We start from the raw sequence: 16,276 nt of genomic DNA on the forward strand, positions 1-16,276 counted from the left end.
CGCCCCGGGTCCGGCGCAAGACCGCCGTCTCCGGGGCTGCGCGGGCGGCCGTCAGGCGGATTTCCGGCGTCGGTCGCCGGCCGGGAGGGCCGAAGGCGCAAGGGGTCAGGAGCGGGGGACGAGGCGGTCGAACAACGCGGCCAGGACGGCCGGGTCGACGGGGGGCAGGCCGGTGAGAGCGGCGAAGTAGAGGCCGAAGCCGACGAGGCGGATGTTCTCGGCCCGTACGGGGTCGGCGACGGCCGCGCGCATCGGTTCCTCCCAGGCGCGGAAGATGTCCGCCAACAAGGTGGCGGCTCTGGCGTCGTTCTCCTCGCTGTCGGCGTTCTGTCCGGTGCGGACGGCGGCGATCAGCGAGGTGAAGAAGCCGGGCTCGTCGTCCTCGGTCGGTTCCGAGTACTCGAGGAAGCCTCGGGCTGCGCCGGATCGCTGGACGGCGTCGGCCATGTCGGCGGTCACCGAATCCCGCACGTCGGCCAGCAGTCCGAGGTACATCTCCGACTTGGACGGGAAGTGATAGAGCAGGCCGCCCTTGGAGACTCCGGCTTCGACCGCGACCGCCTCCAGGGTCACCGAGGCGTTGCCGCTCCTGGCGAGGATGTCGCGGAGGGCGCGCAATATTCGCTGGCGGGTGTCGGTGGCCATGAGATAGACTGTACCGGCTGGACGGTAAACAACCTGTTTCGGCCATGTCAGGCGCAGATCAACACATCCGCGCCCAGTAGAGGAGTGTGTTCCAGTGTTCGGCCCGTACCTCCAGGTCCTGCGGCGCCCCGGTGCCGCCCGCTTCTCGGCGGCCGGGATGCTCGCTCGCATGCAGATGTCCATGGCGGGCCTCGGCGCCGTCATGCTGCTGTCGGCCGAACGCGGCTCGTTCGCGGTCGCCGGCACCGTCTCGTCCATCTATGCCCTGTCCGCCGCCGCCATCAGCCCGCAGATCTCCCGCTTGATCGACGTCCGGGGTCAGCGCCGGGTGGTCCCCAAGCAGCTCATGCTGCACGTTCCGGCCATCGCCGCGATGATCGCCGTCGCGGTGTACACCGAGATGACGTGGCCGATCTTCGTGCTGGCGTTCCTGGCCGGCGCGTCGCAGCCGATCATCGGCCCGCTCGTCCGCACCCGCTGGTCGACGATGCTCTCCGGCGACCCGGCCCTGCGCACGGCTTTCGCGTGGGAGTCGCTGATCGACGAGGCAGTGTTCATCATCGGTCCGCCGCTGGCCACTGTCATTGCGCTGCAGGTGTTCCCGGCGGCGGCTCTGATCCTGGCCACCACATTGCTGATCATCGGCACGCTGCTGCTGCTCACCCAGACGAGCACCGAGCCGGCACCGTCCGGCCGCAAGAGGGTGCGCGGCGACAAGCCGGCCATCCTGCTGCCCGGTGTCGCCGGCATCACCGCGATCTTCGCTCTGATGGGCGGCATCTTCGGTGCCTTCGAGGTGACGACGGTCGCCTTCGCGAAGGAAGCAGGTCATTCGGGGATCGCCGGCCTGCTGCTCGCCCTCTACGCATTCGGCTCGCTGCTGGCCGGCCTGGTCTTCGGCGTCGCCAACATCAGGTCGTCCCTGCTGAAGCAGTTCGGAGTCTCCATCGCCCTGCTCGCGGTGGTGACGCTACCGATGCCGTTCCTGCCGAACGTGTGGTTCGTCGGTGGTGGTCTGATGCTGGCCGGTGTGGCGTGTTCGCCCGCTCTGATCTCGGGTATGAGCCTGGTCGAGCGGATCGTCCCGGCGCACCGGTTGACCGAGACGATGTCCTGGACCGGGTCGGGGATGGCCGTCGGCATCGCCACGGCGACCCCGCTGGCCGGCCTCATCATCGATGCGCGGGGCGCTTCGGACGCCTACTGGGTCACTTCCGGGTGCGCGATCGGCGCCTTCGCCGTGGCCCTGCTGGTACTCCGCTCGCTCCGTCGTTCGATCGCCCTGGCGACGGCACTCGAGGCGGAACAGGTCGCCGGCCAGAGCGGCACCAGCGATCTGGTGCCGGCCGTGGTCACGCCCGATCGCGAACTGCTGACCACCTGACACGGCGGCAGGTCCGGGCTCAGGTCTCCGGGTAGAGCCTGCTGAACACCGAGTTCCCGTTCGCCGATCACGGCCGAAAAACGCTCACCGGCCGAAAACCGCCGAAAACCGTCTACCGGTCGGCTATGTCACGCGTCGACGTGAGTTCTTGCCCACTTCATCAGGCGTTCGAGCGGCCAGGTGTTGACGATCCGGTCCGCCGGGACGCCGACCTCGGCTGCTCGAGCACAGCCCAGGATCTGCCAGTCCAACTGCCCCGGAGCATGGGCGTCGGTGTCGATGCTGAACAGGCAGCCTGCCCGAAGAGCAAGGTCGATCAACCGCTTCGGCGGGTCCAGGCGCTCCGGACGTGAGTTGATCTCGACGGCGACCCCGTTCTCGGCACACGCGTCGAAGATGATCTGCGCATCGAAGGAGCTCTCGGGGCGAGACGTCGGACGGCCGCGGGTCGGCCCGGCGGCCACCATCCGGCCGGTGCAGTGCCCGAGAACGTTGGTGTGCGGACTGCGCACCGCCGACAGCATCCTGGCCGTCATCTCCTTGGGCCCGGAGCGCAGCTTGGAATGCACGGAAGCCACCACAACGTCCAGCCTGCCGAGCATCTCGTCGGTCTGGTCCAGGGTCCCGTCCTCGTTGATATCGCACTCGATGCCGGACAGCAGGGTGAAGTCGGGGAGCGCCCCGTTGACGGCCGCGACGACCTGCAGTTGTTTCTCGAGCCGCTCCACCGTCAGGCCGTTGGCCACCGTCAGGCGAGGGGAGTGGTCGGTGAGCACCATGTACTCGTGGCCGATCCGCTGTCCGGTGATCGTCATCTCTTCGATCGGGCTGCCGCCGTCGCTCCACTCGCTGTGGGTGTGCAGGTCACCGCGGAGAGCGGCGCGCAGATCCTCACCCCCGACGGCCAGGGGCGCGACGTCCTTCTCCAGGTCGATCAGGTAGCCCGGTGTGACCCCGGCCAGAGCCTGCTCGACGACGAGTCCGGTTTTCGGTCCGATGCCGTTGAGCTTGGTCAGAGTGCCTGCCACCGAACGCTTTTCGATCTCCCCACCGGGGAGGGCGGCCAACGCCGACGCCGCCGTCCGGAAGGCCTTGACCCGGTAGGTGGGCGCCTGCCCGCGCTCCAGCAGAAAGGCGATGCGTCGCAGCGCCGCGATCGGGTCCATGTCGTGATCCTAGGGGCCGTCGCCCCAGGGTCGGAGTCCGGATCGATGCTGCCGGGCCCGACTGCGTAGCTCCGTCCGCCCGCACCCCGGCGGCGCGACGTACCGTCGGATATGGATCAAGATCGAGGAGTCTTCGGCCCGGACAGCGTCACCTGGCGGGTGCACGCAGATCCCACCTACGCCGTGGGTGGTCTGCGGGGTCTGCTGCTGCAGGCGCTCCACCCACAGGCGATGGCAGCGGTCGAACAGAACGGCGGCTTCGATGCGGACCCGTGGGGTCGCCTGACCAGGACCTCGCAGTACATCGCGACGATCACCTACGGCACCGAGGTCGAGGCGCTGCGGGCGGCCGCCCGGGTGCGGGGGATCCACCGCAAACTTCGCGGCACCGATCCGTTCAACGGCGAGGAATTCCGGCTCGATCGTCCCGATCTACTGCTGTGGGTTCATTGCTGCGAGGTCGATTCCCTGCTCTCGACGGCAGTGCGCGGCGGTCTCGAGCTGACCGACGTCGAGGCGGATGCCTATGTGGCAGAACAGATCAGATCAGCCGAGCTGGTCGGGCTGCAGGCCTCTGGCGTGCCGGCGACCAGGGCGGAGCTGGCCGAGTACTTCCTCCAGGTCAGACCCGAGTTGAAGCTGACGAAGGCGGCCCGCCGAGGGGCGCGTGGCCTCGTGACACCGCCGATGCCGGGCTGGGTGCAGCTGCTGACGCCGGCCCGGCCGGCGTGGGGTGGGCTCGCGGCGCTGTCCTTCGGTCTGCTCCCGGGCTGGGCCAGACGGATGTACCGGATGCCGGTGCTGGGTTTGACGGACATCACCTCGACCGCGGCACTGCGTACGCTTCGCAGCGGAGCGCTCGCGGTACCGGAGCGTTTCCGTCACGGGCCGACCCTGAAGGCGGCCAAGGCCCGCCTGACGGCCTGATCGACCCCACGCGCTGCCGAGGAACAGAAGGGCCCCGAAATGCCGCTCGTTCGGATCGACGTCCAAGAAGGACGAACGGCAGAGCAGTTGCGCCGGATCGCCGACGTCGTGCAGGAAGCGATGCTCGACGTCTTCGCCGCGCCGGCGCGTGATCGCTACCAGATCATCACCGAGCATCCGGTCGGCCAGATCATCGTGCAGGACACCGGTCTCGGCATCGAGCGCAGTGACGGCGTGGTCGTGCTGCAGATCTTCGAGCAGGGTCGCGATGCGGAGCAGAAGCAGGCCGCCTACGCAGCGCTGTCCGAGCGATTGGAAGCCCGATGTGGCGTCCGGCCGGAGGATCTCATCGTGTCCATGACGGAGAACACCCCCGCCGACTGGTCTTTCGGCATGGGCCGGGCTCAATTCCTGACCGGCGAGCTCTGAGCCTCGGCGAATCGCCGGCTGAGCCGGCCTGATCTTGCCGCTGCTGCCGAATGTCGGCCCGATGGCGAAGAATCTTGCAGGGCGCGCGAAACAGGCCGGCGTCAGCGAGTCGCCCGTTTTCCGCGTGCTGGACGACACGTCGGCGCCCTGGGAACTCCCGAACGGGATCACCTGCGACGGCCGGCCGCCGGGTCGTGGCGCCACCGGCGCCGTCGCCGGCGGTGACGCTGGTCGGCGAAATGGCCTGACGAGCGGTATCAGGCGTGCTCCTGCGGTCTCCTGCAACTGACCTCACCATGACGGTCCCGAACGGGAGAAACGATGAACACACTGCTTTCTCGAATGACGGTCCTCGCGGCCTCCGGCGCTGTTGCCGTTGCAGGGCTGATGGCCACGGCCGCGCCCGCCGGCGCGTCAGCAACCCCGCCAGGGTGCGGGAACAGTTCGCTGGCGGTCACCCACACCCCTCTGGACGGCGCCACCGGACACGACTCGTTCGTGCTGCTGTACCGCAACGTCGGCCGGGGCACCTGCACGCTCTACGGCTATCCCGGGCTGGACGCGGTCAACGCCTCCGGACAAGTTCTGGCCCACGCCCGTCGCACGCTGCACGGTTTTGCCGGCGGCGCTCCCGCGGTGTCCCCGGTGGCCGTCGCCCCCGGCGGCTACGCCTCCGCGGTCGTCGAATGGACGAACTTCAATACGGCGACGGGCGGCGCCTGCGCGTTCTCCAGATCCGTGGCCACCACCCCGGCGAATACCTCGGACACAGTTCATTTTCCGGCCTCCGTCGGTGTCTGCAATCTCCAGGTCCACCCCACCGTCGCCGGGACGACTCGCAACGTCCGTTCGCCGCCGCCCAGCTGGCCTGGATCCAGGGAGCCGGCGCGTCGTCGGCCCGCCAGGGGCTCTACTGGGGTCGGGCGGTGGCCTCGCTCCAACTGGACGGCGCCGAGTACGCCAGCGAGATCAGCACGCTTCGGCAGCTGATCTCACTGCCGGACGCCGATCAGACACCGACCCAGAACGCCCACTACCGGCACGACATCGCCGCCCTCGACGACTTCTTCGGAACGGCCGGCCTCTACCGCTGAACCGTGCTCAGTTCCTTCTCCAGCGGCGTCCGGAAGCGCGGGATGAAGCGGAGTGCTCCGAGCCAGGTCGCGAGTTCCTGGCTGCGGGCTTCCACGGCATCCCGGCCGTCGGAGCCGATGTCCTCCAAGAGCTCCAGACGGATCTCGCCGTCGGCCCGCTGCGCCCACCCGCCGACTACGCGTCCCTGCCAGAGAATGGTCGGGCCGATATTGCCGGTGCGGTCGAACAATCGCTCCCGATGATCGCCGAGGAACCAGTCCCGCTGGACCCAGCCCATCGGCGTGGGGTCGAGGGCGGGGAGCAGCGCAGCGGCCGGTTCGGGTTCCGCGGTCCGGTCCAGATCGTCGGCCAGCACGAGCCCCGTCGTCCCGTCCAACTCGACCTCGACGGTGGCGATGGACTTGAGAGCGGTGCGGACCTGCCCCAGGGTCCAGCCGGTCCACCAGGTCAGATCCGCGATCGGCGCGGGTCCGAAGGCGGCGAGCCAGCGACGGACCAACTCCATCCTGGCCTGTGCCGGGTCGAGGTCGCCGAAGCCGCCTGGCATCCAGCCGGCCGCGGGCCACCATTCGTTGCGGTTGGAGGTCCAGCCGCCCTGGGGAGCACCGCGGACGATCCTGCCTTCCAGTGCGAGAATCGTCAGGACCCGGCTGGTCACCTTCTGGGGCGCGGCGTAGGCCTTGTCAGGGGTCAGTTCCAGGGTGGCGTTCAGGCGGGGCTCGTCGGCGACCAGTTCGGTGGCGCCGGCGCGGCCCCGGCGCGTCAGCGCGGCCACCGTCGATGCGGAAACCTCGTCAAGCCACCGTTCCGCGTCCTCGGTGATGTCGGCCTGCTCGAGGTGGGTCAGTAGCCGTTTGCGTTGCGTGACAGCCACTCCCAATGACGATGAAGCGTGTACGACCGGCGCCAGATCGGTGGCCACGACGAACATCGTCGGGCGCATTCCCATCATCCGGACGAGCCGCTTCTGCCTGTAGATCGCGTCAGCGATCGCTGGTTGGCCGCCGGTCGTCATCCGGGCCCAGGCCGACAGGTAGACCGTCGCAGGGTCGGTGGCGTGCAGCGCCACGACCGAGTCGGCGACGGTTGCGACGTCATTGCTTCGCCGGTCGGACGTCAGCCGGTGCCTGATCTGCAGCCGGCGCCGGCGTTCGGCGGTGTCCATCTTCTTCATCACAATGGTGAGTGTGCGCTCAGCAGTCGAATTCGCCTGCTGAGCGCACACTCACCGGGATGACCATCGAGCCGGTACCGGTTGCATGGATCAACTTGGTGGATTTGGGACTGGAGGGACAGAAGTCGTCACTTTCGTCCATGCCTGCGAAGTTGATCCACGCCGGGGTCAGCGCTGGTCGTCGTCCTCGGCCTGGGCGGCGGCGGAGCGGTTGACGGCCGAGACGATCGCCTTGAGCGAGGCGCGGGTGATGGACGAGTCGATCCCGACGCCCCACATGACCTTGCCGTCGATCGCGCACTCGAGGTAGGCGGCCGCCCGGGCGTCGCCGCCGGCCGAGAGGGCGTGCTCCACGTAGTCCAGGACCCGGACGTCGTGGCCGGCGTCGCTCAGGATGTTGCAGAACGCGGCGACCGGGCCGTTGCCCTGCGCGCGCAGCACCTGCTCGTCCCCGTCGATGACGACCCTGGCGGCCAGCGTGTCGACGTCGTCGGGTGCGTCCTCCGGTGTCTCGATCCGGGCGCGGATGAACTCGACGGGCGTCGTGCGCTCCAGGTACTCGTCGGCGAAGTACTTCCACATCGCCCGGGCATTGACCTCGCCGCCCTCGGACTCGGTGTGCGACTGGACCACTCGGGAGAACTCGATCTGCAGACGACGAGGCAGATCCAGGCCGTGCTCGGTCTTCATGATGTAGGCGACCCCGCCCTTGCCGGACTGGGAGTTGACCCGGATGACGGCCTCGTACGAGCGGCCGACGTCCTTCGGGTCGATCGGCAGGTATGGGACCTGCCAGGTCGCCTTCTCCACCGGCACACCGGCCGCCATCGCGTCGCGGTTCAGGTGGTCGAAACCCTTCTTGATCGCGTCCTGGTGGGATCCGGAGAACGCGGTGTAGACCAGGTCGCCGCCGTAGGGGTGCCGCTCGGGAACGACCAGCTGGTTGCAGTACTCGACGGTGCGGCGGATCTCGTCGATGTCGGAGAAGTCGATCTGCGGATCCACCCCCTGGCTGAAGATGTTCAGGCCAAGGGTGACCAGGCAGACATTGCCGGTGCGCTCCCCGTTGCCGAACAGGCAACCCTCGATGCGGTCGGCGCCGGCCATGTAGCCCAGTTCGGCGGCGGCCACCGCGGTCCCGCGGTCGTTGTGCGGGTGCAGACTCAGCACCAGCGAGTCCCGGCGGGCCAGGTTGCGGTGCATCCACTCGATCGAGTCGGCATAGACGTTGGGGGTGGCCATCTCGACGGTGGCCGGCAGGTTGACGATCATCGGGCGGTCCGGCGTCGGCTGCCAGATGGCCGACACCGAGTTGCAGACCTCGACCGCGTACTCCAGTTCGGTGCCGGTGTAGGACTCCGGGGAGTACTCGAAGCGCCAGTTGGTGTCCGGGTACTTCTCCGCCCACCGGGCGACCTCCTCGGCGCCGTCGGTGGCGATCCGGGTGATGCCGGCCCGATCCTGGCCGAACACCACCCGGCGCTGCAGGGTCGAGGTCGAGTTGTACAGATGGACGATCGCCGAGTGGGCACCCTCGACGGCCTGGTAGGTACGGGCGATGAGCTCGGGGCGGGCCTGCGTCAGCACCTGGATCCGGACGTCCTCGGGAATGGCGTCCTGCTCGATGATCTCGCGGACGAAGTCGAAGTCGGTCTGCGAGGCGGCCGGGAACCCCACCTCGATCTCCTTGTAGCCCATGGCCACCAGCAGGTCGAACATCCGGCGCTTGCGGGCCGGCGTCATCGGATCGATCAGGGCCTGGTTGCCGTCGCGCAGATCCACCGCGCACCACAGCGGTGCCCGCTGGATCACCGTGGCGGGCCAGGTGCGGTCCGGCAGGTCGATGGGAGCGAACGGGGTGTACCTGGCGAACGGCATCTGACTGCCGCGCTGGCGGTTGTAGGCGTGCTGGTCGGTGGGGACCTCGCTGGCGGGCGTGCTCAGCCGGGAAACGGGGGGTGTGCTCATGACGGATCCTTTTCAGGGGTCCCGGACACGACTTCAGCGGTCCGGGGGGAGGGGTTCGACCAGCAGCACGAAATCCCGCGACGGAGGAGCCAGTCTGGGATCAGGCTCCGTCGCGGCCGCTAAGGAGCAGGCTCACGGCGCGAACGCCGGCCGCTGCGATGCACGCCACGGCAAGGACGATACCCCCGGACGATGGGGACCGCGCAGCGGCCCTCACTTGTCGGGGCGGTTGGCCAGGACTGCCAGCCGATCTGCTGCAGTCGCAATCGAGTAACCCGCCAAGCCGTGCTGGGGACTGACGAGCCGGTGGCAAACCCCGAGTTCCACGAGAGCCAGCGGTGTGGCGGTCTGGCTGTCGCCGGTGTAGGGAGGAGCCGGGGCCGGCTGGATCAGCAACCAGTCGACGGTGGGGCTCTGCATCGGATCGTTGGTCGGCGCGCAACCCGTCGGCGGGGTCGCCGACACCTTCGCCACGGCGGACAGGAGTGGTTCGACGGCGTCCGACGCGTCGATGCCGGCCGTCACGAGCACACCCTGCTGATCACCGGTGCCGTGGTAGCGGCAGATGCTGACCGCCGCGGACTTCGGCAGCGCGGGAAAGCCCGAGGACCGGGAATTCGCGCCGCCCATCCAGATCGCTGGACTCTTGGCCCCCGTGCCGCACCCGGTCGTCACCTCCAGTTCGGTGGAGACCTGTTGGGTGCGCGTCGATTTCGAGGGTGCGATCGGCGGCTTGACGTCGAACGCGGCGAGCGAGTTCGTCTTCGGATGGCATCCGTCGCCCGGCACTCCTGGCCGGATCCGCGACCCGTCGGCCAGGGTCAGCACAAAGTCGGGAACCAGGGTCGACATCGCGGTGCAGGCTCCGTTCGGATCGCCCGCAGTGTCCTCCTGGGTGAGACCCGACACCAGGTCCGGGATCCGGTCGGCAGGCAGCGGCAGCAGATCGACGAAGTTCCAGATCCCCTGTCCCTGGACATATCTCCGCTCTGAGGCGCACATGACGGCACCCACGACGTCGGCCGATCTGTCCAGAAGTCCCAGGCTCCCCGGCGCGGGAGCAGGTAACCCGTCACAGGTTCCGCTCTGCTGCTGATCCTTCGCCTGATATCCGGAGGCCGCGGGGGTGACCGAGGCGCACCCGGTCGCTGCGAGCGTGATCAGGAGAACGGCCGCAGCCCAGCCGGATCCGCACGGGCCCGGGCGTCTGCGCGGGAGTCGGTCCGAGCGCATGAGCACCATCTCCCCATCGATCCTTCGGGACGAGCGTGCTGGTGATTCTCGCGCATCGTCCACCCTCGCGCTCATGAAGTCGTCGACTTGCGTCCCACGCATCCCAAATGGGCCATGTTGATGAGCGCCGTCGAAGTTGATCAGCGCGACAGGGGCGGGAGGTCAGGCCAGGAAGTCCAGCAGGAGGGCCGTCAGTTCTGCCGGCGCCTGGGCCGGGATCCAGTGCGCACCAGACACTTCCGCGAATCGCCAGGGTCCGTCGACCCAGCCGCCCGAGCCGGACATCTGCTCCCGGGAGAGGAACAGGTCGCCGGTGGACCAGATGCCGAGCACCGGGCACGACACCCGGGGAAGTACCGGCGCCGTCGGCAGGAAGTAGGTCTCGGGACGGATGTTGGCCCGGTACAGATTGAGCGTGGCCACCAGTGCGCCCGGCCGGGACAGATCGGCGATCTGCCGATCCAGTTCGGGGTCGTCGCCTCGCGCGGCACCGTTCCAGGCCCATTGGCGGAAGGCCGCCCAGTCATCTGCCGGCAGGACCGCCTCGGCCACGCCGACGTGCAGGAACCAGAGCATGTACCACGAGAGTTGCCGCTGCGTGAGACCCGCGGCGATGCTCGCCCCGGGATGGCCCACCGACAGCACCGTCAGCCGTTCCACCATCTCCGGATGACGGAAGGTGAAGCTCCAGGCCAGGGCGGCGCCCCAGTCGTGGCCGACGACGGAGGTCCGTCCGATGCCGAAGTGGGCGAGAACCGCCAGGACGTCGCCGATCAGCAGTGGCATCCGGTACGCCGCAACGGCTTCCGGTCGGTCGGACGAACCGTGGCCACGCAGATCCGGTGCGATCACCCGGTATCCGTTGGCGGCCAGGGCCTGGATCTGCTTCTCCCAGAGGTGCCAGGAATCCGGAAATCCGTGCAGCAGCAACACCGGTCGGCCGGCGCCGGCCACCGCGACGTTGATGGCGACACCGCCGGAATCGACGATGTGTTCCTGGACGGGCTGCTCTTGGACGGGTTGTTCCTGGACGGGCTGCTCCTGGGCTGCGCCGGTGTCCATCGCCATCACGCCCGACGGGCGTTGTAGACCAGCGCCCGGCTCTGTCCGTAGGAGGTGTAGGTCGCGATGGCGCCGTCCCGCAACACGTCCTGCTCGACCTCGATGCCTCGCAGTCGGAGTTGCTCGGCCCAGTCCCGGACCACCGGACCTTCGTCGAAACCGGTCAGCCGCTCCAGTTCCGGACCGTCGCCGGCCACCACCAGGCGCTGCACACCGGACCAGAGCACCGCCCCGAGACACATCGCACAGGGACGCCAGTTGACGACGAGCTCCAGACCCGGCCGGACGGTGGCGAGGTCCCAGGAACGGAGCGACGTCTGGGCCAGCGAGATGGCTGTGACCTCGGCATGCGCGCTGGACAGTCCGCTGGAGAGCACCACATTCACGCCCACCGAGATGATCTCGCCGGTCACCGGGTCGGCCACCACCGCGGCGAACGGGCCGCCGTTGCCCGCTACGTGGTTGCGGTCGGCCAGCGCATGAACGAGCGCCATCCGCTCCTCCGCGGTCGAGATCGGCGCGTCGTAACCCCGCACGAGCGGGAGCACCCAGTCCGGAAGGACGGCCGAGAAGCCGGTGGCGAGCGCATCGGTGTTGATCATGAAGGCGACTCCGGAGCGAGCAGGATTTTCCTGGAGCCTAGCGAGAGGCCGAATGCCGCCGCTGTCCGGATCGGTTCACAGCATGCCGGGTTAACCTCGGTCGGGTGGATCGCCGGGTTGCTGGACTGCTGCTGCTGGTCGTTGCGCTCGTCGCCGCCCTGGTCGTGCCGAACATCGCGGGCAAGCAGGTGCGGGGCGCGGCGCTGGCCGAAGTCATCTCCGCCCCACCGGCGGTCGGTTCGTGCATCGGAGCAATCGCCCCGACGACCTCCGCGCCCGGTCCGTCCAACAGCCCGAACGCCGACGGAGCGGGGTCGGCCCGTGCGTTGCCGGTGGCGACCGTCGTGCCGTGCCGCGGCGCGGTGATCGGCGAGATCATCTCGGTGACGCCCACTTCGACCTCGACGGTGAGCACCCTGGGCGAGTACGACGCGGCGAACCCGAGCTGCCGCAGCAAGGTCGAGGGCTACCTCGGCACCCTGGCCACCACCGAGATCCGGGGCGTCCAGTGGAGCAAGAGCATCTACGTGAGCGCGGTCTCGGTCGGACCGGATGCTCATGACCGGGCGGCCGGCCGCACCTGGACGGCCTGCGTCCTGTCCGCGGTGAACCAGACCTACCCGGCCACCACCAGCCTGAAGTCCAGTTGGACCGCGGACACCCTGCCGTCCGTGTTCGGGCTCTGCTGGGCGACCGCAGTGGTGCAACGGGGGACACCGACCGCCTGCACGTCACCGCACACGACGCAGCAACTCGGCTACGGACTGGTCGCGTCGGCCTCTGACTCCGGGACCTCGATCGTCTCGGCCGCCGACCCGGACCAGGTGGTCGCAGGCTGCCGGCAGCTGGCCGCCACGGTGATGAGGGTGACCGATCCGACCAGGGGCGGCGCGCTGTCGATCAAGGTGGTCAGTGCAAGGTCCGGTGCTCCCTACGTGCAGTGTGCGGTCGCCGTCGTCGGCTCGAGGAAGCTGAACGGCTCGCTGATCGGGCTGGGCGCCAGGGCTCTTCCGCTGGCCTGACCCAGCCGTGCAGCCGCGGCCCTCGGCCGTGATCCGCCGGCCGTGGTCCGCCGGCCGGCCGGCCCCCCCGGACGCCAATTTGTTCCCCGTTGACCCGCCCCCGGCCCGTCATGCTCACCAGACCAGCGAGCTTGCCCCCTGATCAACCTCGGAAAGGTGGATCTTGTCCTGGAAAGACGCCTCGGGCACAGGCTCTCCGGCCGTGGCCCCGGGCGGCTGAGGATCTTCCGTCATGTTCCTGCTGGCAAATCCGCAAGACCCTGACAGGTAATCTGAACACGGCCTTTCTCCGGGCGGTCCTCGGTCGGTGGAGAGAAGAAAGTGCCCTGTCTGCTCCGCGCACAGGGGCACCGCTGCGGCGGGTACGCCGGACAATCAGAAGGGTGTGGGCAGGACAGTGAGTCTGGTCGTCCAGAAGTACGGCGGTTCGTCGGTGGCCACCGCAGAGCGCATCAAGCGGGTGGCCGAACGGATCGTCGCGACGCGGAAGGCCGGCAACGAAGTGGTCGTCGTGGTGTCTGCCATGGGCGACACGACGGACGATTTGATGGATCTCGCCCTCCAGGTCTCGCCGGTCCCGCCCGGCCGCGAACTCGACATGCTGTTGACCTCCGGCGAGCGCATCTCCAACGCGCTGGTCGCGATGGCCATCCACTCCCTCGGCGCCCAGGCCCGATCGTTCACCGGTTCGCAGGCCGGCGTCATCACCGACTCGACGCATGGCCGGGCCCGGATCATCGACGTCACCCCCGGTCGGATCCGGGCCGCGCTGGACGACGGCGCGATTGCGCTGGTGGCCGGCTTCCAGGGCGTGTCGCAGGACACGAAGGACATCACCACGCTCGGACGCGGTGGTTCGGACACCACGGCGGTGGCATTGGCCGCGGCGCTGCACGCCGACGTCTGCGAGATCTACACCGACGTCGACGGGGTGTTCACCGCGGACCCGCGGATCGTGCCGAACGCATCGAAGCTCGACACCATCACCTACGAGGAAATGCTCGAGATGGCGGCTGCCGGAGCGAAGGTGCTGATGCTGCGGTGCGTCGAGTACGCCCGCCGGTACCACGTTCCGGTGCACGTCCGGTCGTCCTACTCGGACAAGGCAGGCACCATCGTCACCGGCAGCATGGAGGATCTGACAGTGGAACAGGCATTGATCACCGGGGTCGCCCACGAGCGGGGCGAGGCGAAGGTCACCGTCGCGGCGGTACCCGACCATCCCGGCGTGGCCGCCCGTATCTTCCGCACGATCGCCGACGCCGAGATCGACATCGACATGGTGGTGCAGAACATCTCTCGTGCCGCCGAGGGCAAGACCGACATCACCTTCACGCTTCCGAAGGCAGACGGCCCGAGAGCCGTTGCTGCTCTGGAGAATCGCAAGGACGAGATCGGGTTCGACGCGATCGTCTACAACGACCACGTCGGCAAGGTGTCGCTGATCGGGGCCGGCATGAGATCGCACCCCGGCGTGACGGCGACGTTCTGCGAGGCACTGGCGGCCGCCGACGTGAACATCGACATCATCTCCACCTCGGAGATCCGCATCTCGGTGCTGGTCCGCGACGTGGACCTGGACGCGGCGGTCAAGGCCATCCATGACGCGTTCGAACTCGGCGGGGACGACCCGGCGATCGTGTACGGGGGGACAGGGCGATGAGTGCTCTGGGTGGGCCGCGCGGTCTGGACGTCGCCGTGGTCGGTGCCACCGGTCAGGTCGGCGGCGTGATGCGCCGGATCCTGGAGGAACGGGACTTCCCGGTGGCCTCGATCCGTTTCCTCGCCTCGGCGCGTTCGGCCGGCACCACGCTCCCGTGGAAGGGGGTCGACGTGGTGGTGGAAGATGCCTCGACCGCGGACCCCGGCGGCCTGGACATCGCGCTGTTCTCGGCCGGCGGAGCCACCTCGAAGGCTCTGGCGCCGAAGTTCGCCGCCGCCGGCGTCGTGGTCATCGACAACTCCTCGGCCTGGCGGATGGACCCGTCGGTGCCCCTGGTGGTGGCCGAGGTGAACCCGGAGGCGGCGCTCGCGGTGCTGGCCGGTCCGGACGGATCGGTGACGGGCGCGATCATCGCCAACCCGAACTGCACCACGATGGCGGCGATGCCGGTGCTCAAGCCGCTGCACGACGAGGCCGGTCTGGTCCGGTTGATCGTCAGCACCTACCAGGCGGTCTCGGGGAGCGGGCTCGACGGTGTGGCCGAATTGGACGGGCAGGTCAAGGCGGTGATCGCCGGCGCGGCCGGCCTGACCCACCACGGCGACGCCGTCGAGTTCCCGGCCCCGAAGAAGTACGTCCGGCCGATCGCCTTCAACGTCATTGCGTTGGCGGGCAACCTGGTCGACGACGGCAGCTTCGAGACCGACGAGGAGCAGAAGCTCCGCAACGAGTCCCGCAAGATCCTGGCCGTCCCTGACCTGTTGGTGTCCGGAACGTGCGTCAGAGTGCCGGTTTTCACCGGACACTCGCTGTCGATCAATGCCGAGTTCGCCCGGCCGCTATCGGTGGCGCGGGCCACCGAGCTGCTGTCCGGTGCCCCCGGTGTCGAGCTGACGGACGTACCCAACCCGTTGCAGGCCGCCGGCTCCGACCCGTCGTTCGTCGGTCGGTTGCGCAGCGATCCCGGTGTTCCCGACGGTCGTGGACTGGCATTGTTCGTCAGCAATGACAACCTGCGCAAGGGCGCGGCCCTCAACGCCGTGCAGATCGCCGAGGTCGTCGCCGCGGCCAGGGCTGCTCGCTGACCGCACCACGGGAATTTCGGACGGTCGGGGTCGATCTGGCGGCCCAGGACAAGAAGACCGGCCTGGCGGTCCTGCACTGGCGTCCGGGATCGGTGGTGCTCGAACACGTCCAGGTGCACACCGGCAACCGCGACATCCTCTCGCGCAGCGAAGGCGCCGAGGTGGTCGGGATCGACTGCCCGCTGGGCTGGCCCGCCCCGTTCACCGACCTGTTGCTGGCGCAGCGCAGTGGTGTGGTGGATCCCGGCGTCGGCGACAGCATCGAGACCAGGCGCTCGTTGGCGTTCCGCCGCACCGACTTCGATGTGCACACCCGCACCGGTCGCTGGCCGCTCAGCGTCTCGGCGGACCTGATCGGCTACCCGGCGATGCGGGCAGCCGGCCTGCTCGCAGCGCTGGCGGAGACTGGAAAAGTACTGCGGCGCAGCGGTATCGATTCGGCGGTGGCGGAGGTCTACCCGGCGGCCTCGCTGTCCCTGTGGGGCTTGACCTCGCGCGGCTACAAGGCGGACCCGGTGCTGCGCTCGGCGTTGATCTCGCAGTTGCTCGCGGCGGCCCCCTGGCTCGACCTGTCCGCGGGACTGGCCCTGTGCCGCTGGTCCGACGACGCATTCGACGCCGTCGTCGCCGCTCTGGTGGCCGGCGCCGTACTGGTGGGCCGGACGTCGGCGCCACCGGAAGCGGACGTCGTCGTGGCCGACGAGGAGGGGTGGATCCGTCTGCCGGACGAGGACTTCCTGATCGACCCGTGGGCATGACCTCCCGGCGCTTCTCCCCGGGCGCTTCCCCCGGCGGCGCACCCTTCCGCGCACCCTTCCGCG

Annotated in this window: 17 protein-coding genes; 10 read left to right on the top strand and 7 right to left on the bottom strand. The window is 68.9% G+C overall.

The window, feature by feature from the left end:
• Positions 1-105: 105 nt before the first annotated feature.
• Positions 106-645 carry a TetR/AcrR family transcriptional regulator gene (locus H7F38_RS07260; RefSeq protein WP_187093488.1) on the bottom strand — a complete coding sequence of 180 codons (540 nt, stop codon included), beginning with the start codon at positions 643-645 and terminating at the stop codon, positions 106-108.
• A 94-nt stretch (positions 646-739) separates the two neighbouring features.
• Here H7F38_RS07260 and H7F38_RS07265 point away from each other — a divergent pair, with 94 nt between their 5' ends.
• Complete coding sequence (locus H7F38_RS07265) at positions 740-2,029, top strand: MFS transporter (RefSeq protein ID WP_187093489.1); 1,290 nt, start codon at positions 740-742, stop codon at positions 2,027-2,029.
• A gap of 128 nt (positions 2,030-2,157) precedes the next feature.
• Here the strand turns inward: H7F38_RS07265 and H7F38_RS07270 are convergent, their stop codons facing one another.
• The gene (locus tag H7F38_RS07270; protein WP_187093490.1) at positions 2,158-3,195 is read right to left on the bottom strand and encodes a PHP domain-containing protein; all 1,038 of its coding nucleotides are present in this window, start codon (positions 3,193-3,195) and stop codon (positions 2,158-2,160) included.
• 111 nt (positions 3,196-3,306) lie between these two features.
• On the opposite strand from H7F38_RS07270, the gene H7F38_RS07275 reads away from it, so the two are divergent.
• The 5 genes from H7F38_RS07275 to H7F38_RS26530 all read left to right on the top strand — a co-directional run bounded on the left by H7F38_RS07275 (position 3,307) and on the right by H7F38_RS26530 (position 5,645).
• Positions 3,307-4,122 carry an oxygenase MpaB family protein gene (locus H7F38_RS07275; RefSeq protein WP_187093491.1) on the top strand — a complete coding sequence of 272 codons (816 nt, stop codon included), beginning with the start codon at positions 3,307-3,309 and terminating at the stop codon, positions 4,120-4,122.
• Between the two features lie 39 nt (positions 4,123-4,161).
• On the top strand, positions 4,162-4,551 hold the full coding sequence (locus H7F38_RS07280; RefSeq protein ID WP_187093492.1) for a tautomerase family protein: 390 nt from the start codon (positions 4,162-4,164) through the stop codon (positions 4,549-4,551).
• Between the two features lie 61 nt (positions 4,552-4,612).
• Positions 4,613-4,840, top strand: coding sequence for a hypothetical protein (locus tag H7F38_RS07285; protein WP_187093493.1), 228 nt, complete (start codon positions 4,613-4,615; stop codon positions 4,838-4,840).
• 98 nt (positions 4,841-4,938) lie between these two features.
• A complete protein-coding gene (locus tag H7F38_RS26525) occupies positions 4,939-5,541 on the top strand; it encodes a DUF4232 domain-containing protein (RefSeq protein ID WP_370531339.1) in 603 nt (200 codons plus the stop codon).
• The gene (locus H7F38_RS26530; RefSeq protein WP_187093495.1) at positions 5,478-5,645 is read left to right on the top strand and encodes a hypothetical protein; all 168 of its coding nucleotides are present in this window, start codon (positions 5,478-5,480) and stop codon (positions 5,643-5,645) included. The genes H7F38_RS26525 and H7F38_RS26530 overlap by 64 nt, the downstream gene beginning before the upstream one ends.
• Here H7F38_RS26530 and H7F38_RS07300 read toward each other — a convergent pair.
• From H7F38_RS07300 to H7F38_RS07320, 5 genes are all read right to left on the bottom strand, one after another.
• Entirely contained in the window at positions 5,636-6,820 is a 1,185-nt protein-coding gene (locus tag H7F38_RS07300; RefSeq protein WP_187093496.1) for a winged helix DNA-binding domain-containing protein, read from the bottom strand. The genes H7F38_RS26530 and H7F38_RS07300 overlap by 10 nt on opposite strands.
• A gap of 168 nt (positions 6,821-6,988) precedes the next feature.
• On the bottom strand, positions 6,989-8,788 hold the full coding sequence (gene leuA, locus H7F38_RS07305; RefSeq protein ID WP_187093497.1) for a 2-isopropylmalate synthase: 1,800 nt from the start codon (positions 8,786-8,788) through the stop codon (positions 6,989-6,991).
• Positions 8,789-9,001: 213 nt separating this feature from the next.
• Positions 9,002-10,030 carry a hypothetical protein gene (locus H7F38_RS07310; protein ID WP_187093498.1) on the bottom strand — a complete coding sequence of 343 codons (1,029 nt, stop codon included), beginning with the start codon at positions 10,028-10,030 and terminating at the stop codon, positions 9,002-9,004.
• 153 nt (positions 10,031-10,183) lie between these two features.
• Positions 10,184-11,083 carry an alpha/beta fold hydrolase gene (locus H7F38_RS07315; RefSeq protein ID WP_187093499.1) on the bottom strand — a complete coding sequence of 300 codons (900 nt, stop codon included), beginning with the start codon at positions 11,081-11,083 and terminating at the stop codon, positions 10,184-10,186.
• 5 nt (positions 11,084-11,088) lie between these two features.
• Positions 11,089-11,685 carry a nucleoside deaminase gene (locus H7F38_RS07320; RefSeq protein ID WP_187093500.1) on the bottom strand — a complete coding sequence of 199 codons (597 nt, stop codon included), beginning with the start codon at positions 11,683-11,685 and terminating at the stop codon, positions 11,089-11,091.
• Between the two features lie 104 nt (positions 11,686-11,789).
• Between H7F38_RS07320 and H7F38_RS07325 the strand changes: the two genes are divergently transcribed.
• The 4 genes from H7F38_RS07325 to H7F38_RS07340 all read left to right on the top strand — a co-directional run bounded on the left by H7F38_RS07325 (position 11,790) and on the right by H7F38_RS07340 (position 16,213).
• Entirely contained in the window at positions 11,790-12,707 is a 918-nt protein-coding gene (locus H7F38_RS07325; protein WP_187093501.1) for a hypothetical protein, read from the top strand.
• Positions 12,708-13,104: 397 nt separating this feature from the next.
• Positions 13,105-14,370, top strand: a complete 1,266-nt coding sequence (locus tag H7F38_RS07330; RefSeq protein ID WP_187093502.1) for an aspartate kinase — start codon at positions 13,105-13,107, stop codon at positions 14,368-14,370.
• On the top strand, positions 14,367-15,455 hold the full coding sequence (locus tag H7F38_RS07335; RefSeq protein WP_187093503.1) for an aspartate-semialdehyde dehydrogenase: 1,089 nt from the start codon (positions 14,367-14,369) through the stop codon (positions 15,453-15,455). Before H7F38_RS07330 ends, H7F38_RS07335 begins: the two co-directional genes overlap by 4 nt.
• Before the next feature lie 71 nt (positions 15,456-15,526).
• Positions 15,527-16,213, top strand: coding sequence for a DUF429 domain-containing protein (locus H7F38_RS07340; protein WP_370531340.1), 687 nt, complete (start codon positions 15,527-15,529; stop codon positions 16,211-16,213).
• The last annotated feature ends 63 nt before the right edge of the window (positions 16,214-16,276 follow it).

Origin of the sequence: Nakamurella sp. PAMC28650 (assembly GCF_014303395.1) — a bacterium.
GTDB lineage: Bacteria > Actinomycetota > Actinomycetes > Mycobacteriales > Nakamurellaceae > Nakamurella.

Bases quoted from the DNA above. Each gene is read 5' to 3' on its own strand.
- H7F38_RS07260 (WP_187093488.1), bottom strand. From the start codon at position 645: ATGGCCACCGACACCCGCCAGCGAATATTGCGCGCCCTCCGCGACATC.
- H7F38_RS07270 (WP_187093490.1), bottom strand. From the start codon at position 3,195: ATGGACCCGATCGCGGCGCTGCGACGCATCGCCTTTCTGCTGGAGCGC.
- H7F38_RS07275 (WP_187093491.1), top strand. From the start codon at position 3,307: ATGGATCAAGATCGAGGAGTCTTCGGCCCGGACAGCGTCACCTGGCGG.
- H7F38_RS07280 (WP_187093492.1), top strand. From the start codon at position 4,162: ATGCCGCTCGTTCGGATCGACGTCCAAGAAGGACGAACGGCAGAGCAG.
- H7F38_RS07285 (WP_187093493.1), top strand. From the start codon at position 4,613: ATGGCGAAGAATCTTGCAGGGCGCGCGAAACAGGCCGGCGTCAGCGAG.
- H7F38_RS26525 (WP_370531339.1), top strand. From the start codon at position 4,939: ATGGCCACGGCCGCGCCCGCCGGCGCGTCAGCAACCCCGCCAGGGTGC.
- H7F38_RS07300 (WP_187093496.1), bottom strand. From the start codon at position 6,820: ATGAAGAAGATGGACACCGCCGAACGCCGGCGCCGGCTGCAGATCAGG.
- leuA (WP_187093497.1), bottom strand. From the start codon at position 8,788: ATGAGCACACCCCCCGTTTCCCGGCTGAGCACGCCCGCCAGCGAGGTC.
- H7F38_RS07310 (WP_187093498.1), bottom strand. From the start codon at position 10,030: ATGGTGCTCATGCGCTCGGACCGACTCCCGCGCAGACGCCCGGGCCCG.
- H7F38_RS07315 (WP_187093499.1), bottom strand. From the start codon at position 11,083: ATGGACACCGGCGCAGCCCAGGAGCAGCCCGTCCAGGAACAACCCGTC.
- H7F38_RS07320 (WP_187093500.1), bottom strand. From the start codon at position 11,685: ATGATCAACACCGATGCGCTCGCCACCGGCTTCTCGGCCGTCCTTCCG.
- H7F38_RS07335 (WP_187093503.1), top strand. From the start codon at position 14,367: ATGAGTGCTCTGGGTGGGCCGCGCGGTCTGGACGTCGCCGTGGTCGGT.